Below are 8,049 nucleotides of genomic sequence, written 5' to 3' on the forward strand. Positions count from 1 at the left end.
ACAACAGATTAACAATTGGTCGGTACGGCAGTCCACATCGCACTCACTCTAGCGCTGGGTTATTCAGTCACGCTGCCAACTCGGCCAGCAAAGACCGGTTGTTCATCGACGTCTTCATATTCCACGTCCATATGGGCGCCAAACTCATCACCGTATTTGAACTTGCAGTAGCCATAGAAGATCACGCCGAGGATCGCCCAGCCGCCGGCCATGATCCATTCTTCCATAACCAGAGCGGTGGAAGCAAACGGCAGCGGAATCACATACAACAACGTCATCAAACCAGAGAGTACGACTGCCACGATGCCCACAAAGGTACCGAAGCGAACCTTGTAGGGGCGTTTCATGCCGGGATCTTTTTTTCTTAAAATCAGGAATGACAGCGACACCATCGCATAAGCCAGGCAAACGCCGAAGCTTCCAGCATCAACAATCCAGACCAGCATTTTTCGGCCGAAGAAAGGAGCAATCACAGACAGTGCACCAATCAGGACAATCGCCAGAACGGGAGTTTTAAATTTAGGGTGCAAATTGGCAAAGACTCTGGGAATCATATTGGATTCAGCCATTGAGTACATTGCCCGACTGCCGCCGATTAAGAAAGAATTCCAGCTGGTGATGATTCCGGCCATTCCGCCGACAATCAGAACCTTGGTCATGATCGCACTGTTAAAGGCCAGACCCATCGCATCGGCCGTAACCAGAGTTGAATCAGCCATCGCACTGGCCGGCATCACATAGGCAACCGCTAGAATGATCAGCGCATAAAAAGCCACTGCCATCAGGATCGACAGAATCATGATGCCGCCGATTTTCTTGAATCCGGCATTGATTTCTTCAGCCGCCTGGGGAATAACATCAAAGCCGACAAAAAGGAAGGGTGTCATTACGGCAACAGTCAGGACACTGCCGAGAGCAGTGGTGCCCATTTCAACACTGCCGCCAAACATGTTTCCGGCAATGTTGGCAGGATCACCATTAATGACCGATCCGGCGATTAACAGTAGTCCAGCTCCGGCAATTAAAGCGGTAAAAATAGTCTGCAGCTTGGCCGCTGTTTTGGCGCCAAGAATATTGATGATGGTAATGATAATGGCGGTGACAACACCGACTGCCACCCAGGAAGCGTAAATATCAAATCCAGCCACGGTGTACATATAACCCTGCAGGAAATTGGGACTCAGATATTGGATAACCGTGGGAAAGGCGCAGGCTTCAAAGGCTACCACGCTGACATACCCGAGAATAATCGCCCAGGTACAGATAAACGACCCGGTCGGTCCCATGGCCTTATAACTAAAGACATGCTCGCCACCGCATTGGGGCATCGCCGCGGTCAGTTCAGCATAGGTCAACCCGACAAAGAGCACCATTACCCCGCCGATGAGAAAGGCTAACGCCGCTCCCAGAGCACCAGCGGTTTCAATCCAGATACCGGTGTTAACCACCCAGCCCCAGCCAATCATGGCGCCGAAGGCCAGCACAAAAATGTCTTTGGTGCTCAACACTTTGTCAAATTTTGACTTGTTTGTTTTTTCACTCATTTTTCTTTTTGTATGATCCGCATTGTGAATCATACACTCCTTTCGTTTTTGGATTTGCTAAAATAATTGCGTGTTTCAAAAAAAAGCGGAGTCCTCACAAGCCTGCTGCTATCGGTCTGTTGATTCAGACTGGCAGCCGTTCAGCTGTAAAAACCCCATTGTTTAGATAATCTGTTTTATTTAATTTAAGTGCTCTATTTAATTCAAGTAATTTGTTTAATTAACCAATTCTTTAACCGTTGCTTCGATGATGCCGTAAGCCTTATCGCAATCTTCTTTGGAGACGATCAGCGGTGGAATCATCCGGATGATATTTTTGCCGATGGCGGTGATCAGCAGTTTTTTCTCCAGCACCCCATGTTTGACATCGACGCCGGAGATGCCATCTTCAAATTCAACCCCGATTAGCAGGCCCTGGCCGCGGACTTCTTTGACCTTGGGCAGACCTTTTAGTTGGTTCATAAAGTAGGCACCCATTTCCCGGGCATTGCCGGCCAGGTTGCGGTCCAGCAGCTCGGTGATCTGCGCCAGCGAGGCGGCAGTGGACACCGGATGGCCACCGTAGGTGGTGCCGTGAGAACCCATCGTAAAGGCTTTGGCCACCTCAGCGGTGGCACAGATGGCACCGATCGGCATGCCCCCGCCCATGGCCTTGGCCATCGAGACGATATCCGGTTTGATGTCGTAATTCATGTAAGACATAATTGCGCCGGTGCGACACCAGCCGGTTTGAACCTCATCCAGCAGTAACAGCAGGCCTTTTTCATCACAGAGGGCTCGCAGACCTTGCATAAATTCCATCGTCGCCGGATGGACGCCGCCTTCCCCCTGGACTGGTTCAACGAGAATAGCAATGGTATTGTCGTTGACAGCATCTTTAAATGACTGCAGGTTATTGAATTCAGCATAGCTGAAACCAGGAGTCATATCGCCAAAACCGATCTGACAGGCGTTGTCCGGCTGACCAGTGGCACTCATAGCGCCGAAGGTGCGGCCATGAAAGGACATCTTGGCCGTAACGATATTGTAGCGTTCCGGTCCGTAGGTTTCGACCCCGTATTTCCGGGCCATTTTGATCATCGCTTCATTGGATTCGGCCCCGGAGTTCTGAAAAAAGATCTTGTCCATGCCAATGCTGGTACAGATCTTTTCGGCCAGCAGCACCTGGGGGATGGTGTAGGGATAGTTGAAGGTGTGAATCACATCGGCGACCTGATCCTGCACTGCGGCCACTACCTTATCATTGCAGTTGCCGGCGCTGTTGACGGCGATTCCGGCATAAAAATCCAGGTAGGCCTCGCCATTTTCATCATAAATGTACATATCTTTAGCTGTCTCGGCGATAAAATCAAACCGTTCGTAAGTTTCAATCATATAGGTGGCAACTTTTTGCTTTAATTCCTCTTTTGTGAGTCCCGTGTCTTTAAGTTTCATTCCAAATTTCCTTTCCCTTTTCCATTAACGATATGTAAGTGTTTTATTTCTGACAAACATCTTTGTTTATCGGATAAACAAAAAAAAACGCCGGAACATGAACCATCATGTTTCGAACGCCTTCGTTCTGTCAATTGACATCTACAATATAACACGTGTGCACTATATTGTCAATACACATCGTATATTTATTTGATTAATTTTCAAAATCGCTATTTAAAGGGGTGTATGTCACTAAAATATAATCGTTTGTGCATTATACTGCACATGCTCACCATCATCATTGGGACTCAAACAATGCGTATATCCGGTTATGCTACTGTTTAAAGACGAAGACCGTGATAAATTTCAGTTGCTCGTTGCCCTTATTCCAATAGGTATGTTTCATCGCCGTGCCAAAACAGATGGCATCTTCTTTTTTGACCTGATAAAAGGAATTGTCGATTTCTAGGGTTAATTCACCAACGTGTACGACGATGTACTCGTTGGTTCCCTGGCCATGGGCGCCGCTGACATAACAGGCACCGGGTTCAATTTCAATTTCATAGATTTCGAACAAGCGGTTCTTTTCATAGGGAAAATAGGTGTAGACGGCATAATGGCCGGGCACCTCTTTGGAGGGGATCAGTTTTTGCCGGTCGACCTCATAGACACCAAGCCCCGGGGTTCGGGTCAGATCGGACAGATCCACCCGCAGCCCACTGACGATCTTGCCGAGGGTCCCAATGGTGGGATTGGCTTCGCCCCGTTCAATCTGACCCAACATGCTTTTGCTGACCCCGGTCTGTTCGGCCACCTCGTCCATACTCATGCCCTTTTCCCGGCGGATCGCCTTTAAATTGATTGAGATATTTTTATTTAAGTAATCCATCATCTTCGCCTCGACTTTCTCTAAGGCTAAGTTTATCTTAACCGCCAGTTAAAATCAACGGCTACCCCAAAATCTTTGTATTGGTGATAGCTTTAGGGTGGGTGCTCAACTGTCGTACCGACCAATTGTTAATCTGTTGTTCGCTGCGGATTCGGACAGGTTTATCAACCTGTCCGCTCCGATGCGTACAACATGATGTAAAAATTGTCGGTACTGGGTTAGGTTTGAGATTACAGTTTGCGGCGCTTAATAAAGAAATTTACAGATTTCCAGAACGAGTTACCGTGAAATGGGACCATAATAAATTGGTCGGTACGGTAGCTGCATACAAAAGTAATTAATAAAGCTGCTCATAAATAGCCTGAACTTGTTCTTGGGTAAGGGGCACGTAATTGTTGGCCATCAGCCGGGTCTGTTTGGTCATGACGGCTTCGGTGAAGCTGGTCAGATCGGCCTTGGTGACGCCGTAGTCGCAGAGGGCTTTTTTGGGCAGGATGTGATTGAGCAGGGTTTCGATTTCTTCATAAACGGCATTGGGATCGCAGCCGAGCATGGCGGCCAGAAAGGCGTTGAGTTCTTTGATGCTGCCGTTAGGGTCGAGGGTCTGGTAGGTTTTGTAAACCGCGGTAAACATCGCGTAATTGGCTTCGCCGTGGGGCACGTGGTAGACCGCCCCGAGGGGGTAGCTCATGGCGTGGACGGCGGCGCAGCCGGCGTTGCCAAAGGCAATCCCGGCAAAGGTTGAGGCGATCATAAAATCTTTCAGCAGCGGTTTTCGGGCTTCCGGGCCCTGGGCAGCAATGGTCTGATATCCGCTGATGATCATTTCCATCGCCTTTTTCGAATACAGCCGGCTAAAGGCACTGGCCTTAGGAGAGGTGTAGGATTCTATCGCATGAATAAAAGCATCGATGGAACTGGTGGCAAAGACGCTCAGCGGCAGATCATTAAGCAGCTCCGGTACCAGGACAGCGTAGTCAGCGTACAGTTCATCGACGGCCAAACCAAATTTTGAGTGGATCGCAGTGAGTTCCAGAATCGAAATATTGGTAACCTCGCTGCCGGTGCCGCAGGTGGTGGGAATCAAAATCAGATCCTTGTCTTTGATGATTTCCAGTTCTTTATTAAACAGATCCACCACCGGCACGGTATTTTTCAGGGCAAACAGTTTGGCCACATCCAATATCGTGCCGCCGCCGATGCCAAACACCCGATTATACTGATAATCTTTGATATCTGCAAAAATCCCCTCAACCATCACATCGGTGGGCTCGCCCTTGACATAGTTCCGGTAGTTGACCCGATAGGCCTCAGCACCGATGGTTTCGTTAAAATATTGTTCATAGGTTCGGTCACTGATAAAAACCAGATCCCCCTTACCGATCTGAAAATGCTCACCCACTTCTTGACAGTGTTCAAATTCTAGGATCTTCGGGGTAATTCCAAATTGTTTCATAGTTTCTCCTTTCCGGCTCCCGCCTTTTTAATACATAGCCAATTGATATGGGTTTACACACATTTGATGATCGCTTTTTCAAAAATATCCAGGCCGGCTTGAAGCTGGGCGTCGGTGATGACCAGGGGTGCCAGGAAGCGGATGACATTGCCGTAGACGCCGGCACTTTCGATGATCAGGCCGTTTTGGGCGGCTTCGCCCACAATTGCTGACACCAGTTCCGGATAAGGTACTTTAGTGATTCGGTCTTTGACAAATTCAATCCCGACCATGGCACCCAGGCCTCGGACATCGCCGATTACGGCATAGTCTTCTTGCCAGCTATTGAAGCGCTCAAAGATGACGTCGCTGATTTCACAAGCCCGTTCGTCCAGGCGATCCCGCTTCATGACTTCGATGACTTTCAGGGCGGCGGCGCAGGCAACGGGATTCCCGCAATAGGTTCCCCCGATGGTGCCGCCTTTGACTGATTCCATAATTTCTTTTCTGGCGGTGATGGCACTCAGTGGCAATCCGGCTGCGATTGATTTAGCGGTGGTGATAATATCTGGCTCCGCCCCCACCGCTTGCCAGTATTCTGAAGCAAACATCTTTCCGGTACGGCAGAATCCGGTTTGCACCTCATCGGCAATCAGTAAGATTCCCTTTTCATCACAGATTTTCCGGACTGCTTTGATCCACTCCAACGGGGCGGGAATAAAGCCGCCCTCGCCCTGGAGAGGCTCTACTACAATCGCCGCCACATGTTCGGCTGGTGACGACTCTTCAAAGACCCGATAAATGCTGTCCGTGTAATAAGCGATGGCATCCGCTGGGCTCATCCCCGCCGGGTTCCGATAAAGATAGGGAAACTGCGCCCGATAAATCCCATCGGGAAATGGTCCCAGGCCATGGGCATAAGCTTTTTTTGACGTCATCGTCATCGTCAGCATCGTGCGCCCGTGGAATGCCCCGGAAAAGACAATAATATTGGGTCGCTTGGTAAAGGCTTTGGCAATTTTCACGGCATTTTCATCCGCTTCGGCGCCGCTGTTGGCAAAAAAGGTCATTTTCTCAGCACCCCGAACCGGCACGATCGCATTCATGGTTTCAGCCAGCTCCACATAACCTTCATGGGTGACGATGTTGAACATGCCATGAAAATACTTTTCGGACTGGGCTTTCACCGCCGCCACGATTTCGGGATGAGAATAGCCAATGTTCAGCACTCCCACACCGCCAACCCAGTCGACAAAGTGATTGCCGTCAACATCTTCAACCATGGCTCCTTCGCCCTTGTCGATGACCAGCGGATAGACACATTTGATCGCGCCGGGAATAGCGGTTTCTCTTCTGGCAATGATGGCCGTGGCCTTAGGCCCGGGCACCTGTTCGGTAATTATTTTTGGTAATGCGTTTTTTAACATTTTAATCTCCTCATTTCTTAGCTGTCTGAGTAACTGCGAAACGCTGTCGTCAAAGCACCATTGCTTTGCTTGCGGTTCCACAAAAAAAACAAGACCGGGAAGCGACTTCCTTGTCTTGTTTATGTCTGTTATTATAGCACAGCCAAAACCAGGTGCAATGGCCATCTAGCCTAAATAATTTTATATCCTTTGTGCTGATTAAACAATATCATCACCACCCCATTGTTTAATCTAAAAAAACGGATCCCCCGACCTTTTTCTGGTGCTGGAAATCCGACTGATCATCTCTAATATTTTTCTAAATATCGCTGCTTCGCTGCCTGTCTTAAGGAGCGTCGGCATTAACCACGGGCATCAGTCGCCAGCGATTTAAATAAAACTGGATCGCAGTCATTACAACCAACAAGCCAATACCCACCAGAGCGGTCATGGCCAGCGATGGATAGGCGCCTTGAAAACCATCCATCGAAATTAAGGATTGATAAATACCGAAATATCCCCAAGCCACAGGTACGGGAAGAATGGCATTCTTCGTGATCCAAGTAATCACCACCGTTAAGACCACCGCCACGATCAAAATTATAATCCCCCAAACATCAGCGGCAATCCCAAAGCCCTGCCAGTTGATACTCACCAACCAGGAGGTGATATTGACCACCGTGGCAATCAGCAGCCAGCCAGTATACATTCCAAAAGCTGCCGGCAACAACCACTGATTCCCGATCTGGATCTTTCCCAGTTGCAGAATCAGTAAACTCAAAGTGATCGCAAACGCCAGGATCACAATCGCCGATATGCCGATCAGGGTATAGGAAAAGCAAACAATCCAAAGCATATTTAAACCACTTGACAGCCAGAACAGATAACTGATCCGGTCAATAGCCTGGCCGTAATATTCATCCTTGTTTTTAACAATCATCATCACGGCGGCACTGATTAACAGCAGATAGATGACGCTCCAGATACTGAAGGTTGACGGCGCCGGGGTAATCAAGGTTCCGTTCATGTCAGAAATATCCTTCTGGGACATCCCATTGAAAAAACCGAAAGCCCCCAAACCGTTAATAACCAGGGTACTCATTAATAGGATCAATCCGATCCAGGATTTTGTTAGTCGATTCATTGTTCTCACCTCTTCTGTATTATTCTCTAACGATGTTTTTTTTATACCCATTATAATGTTAAATATTGATTTAATCCGATTAGTTGATAATTCTTATTTTCATTTCTTTTGTTCAGTAGCAATTATTCTGACATACCTTGTGCTGGACAGACAAAGATCCTTTTAGTATACTGGATAAAACAAATGATTGATATTGAAAGTTTACCGATCCCCAA

General features: G+C 48.2%; 6 protein-coding genes. All 6 read right to left on the reverse strand.

The annotated features are described in order from the left end of the window. Nucleotides 1-59: 59 nt before the first annotated feature. The 6 genes from Q7J41_RS05755 to Q7J41_RS05780 all read right to left on the reverse strand — a co-directional run bounded on the left by Q7J41_RS05755 (nt 60) and on the right by Q7J41_RS05780 (nt 7,834). Complete coding sequence (locus Q7J41_RS05755; protein ID WP_370650988.1) at nt 60-1,577, reverse strand: APC family permease; 1,518 nt, start codon at nt 1,575-1,577, stop codon at nt 60-62. 183 nt (nt 1,578-1,760) lie between these two features. Beyond that, nucleotides 1,761-2,978, reverse strand: coding sequence for an aspartate aminotransferase family protein (locus Q7J41_RS05760; protein ID WP_304886119.1), 1,218 nt, complete (start codon nt 2,976-2,978; stop codon nt 1,761-1,763). A 316-nt stretch (nt 2,979-3,294) separates the two neighbouring features. Beyond that, a complete protein-coding gene (locus Q7J41_RS05765; RefSeq protein ID WP_304886121.1) occupies nt 3,295-3,852 on the reverse strand; it encodes an XRE family transcriptional regulator in 558 nt (185 codons plus the stop codon). Nucleotides 3,853-4,186: 334 nt separating this feature from the next. Then, nucleotides 4,187-5,305: a 4-hydroxybutyrate dehydrogenase gene (locus Q7J41_RS05770; protein WP_304886122.1), complete on the reverse strand. Its 1,119-nt coding sequence runs from the start codon at nt 5,303-5,305 to the stop codon at nt 4,187-4,189. Between the two features lie 53 nt (nt 5,306-5,358). Beyond that, nucleotides 5,359-6,711 (reverse strand): aspartate aminotransferase family protein, encoded by a 1,353-nt coding sequence (locus tag Q7J41_RS05775; protein ID WP_304886125.1) that lies wholly within the window; start codon nt 6,709-6,711, stop codon nt 5,359-5,361. Nucleotides 6,712-7,036: 325 nt separating this feature from the next. Continuing rightward, nucleotides 7,037-7,834, reverse strand: a complete 798-nt coding sequence (locus Q7J41_RS05780) for a TspO/MBR family protein (RefSeq protein WP_304886127.1) — start codon at nt 7,832-7,834, stop codon at nt 7,037-7,039. Nucleotides 7,835-8,049 lie beyond the last annotated feature (215 nt).

This window comes from Acetobacterium sp. (assembly GCF_030652775.1).
Taxonomy (GTDB): Bacteria; Bacillota; Clostridia; order Eubacteriales; family Eubacteriaceae; genus Acetobacterium.

Bases quoted from the DNA above. Each gene is read 5' to 3' on its own strand.
- Q7J41_RS05755 (WP_370650988.1), bottom strand. From the start codon at position 1,577: ATGATTCACAATGCGGATCATACAAAAAGAAAAATGAGTGAAAAAACA.
- Q7J41_RS05760 (WP_304886119.1), bottom strand. From the start codon at position 2,978: ATGAAACTTAAAGACACGGGACTCACAAAAGAGGAATTAAAGCAAAAA.
- Q7J41_RS05780 (WP_304886127.1), bottom strand. From the start codon at position 7,834: ATGAATCGACTAACAAAATCCTGGATCGGATTGATCCTATTAATGAGT.
- Q7J41_RS05765 (WP_304886121.1), bottom strand. From the start codon at position 3,852: ATGATGGATTACTTAAATAAAAATATCTCAATCAATTTAAAGGCGATC.
- Q7J41_RS05770 (WP_304886122.1), bottom strand. From the start codon at position 5,305: ATGAAACAATTTGGAATTACCCCGAAGATCCTAGAATTTGAACACTGT.
- Q7J41_RS05775 (WP_304886125.1), bottom strand. From the start codon at position 6,711: ATGTTAAAAAACGCATTACCAAAAATAATTACCGAACAGGTGCCCGGG.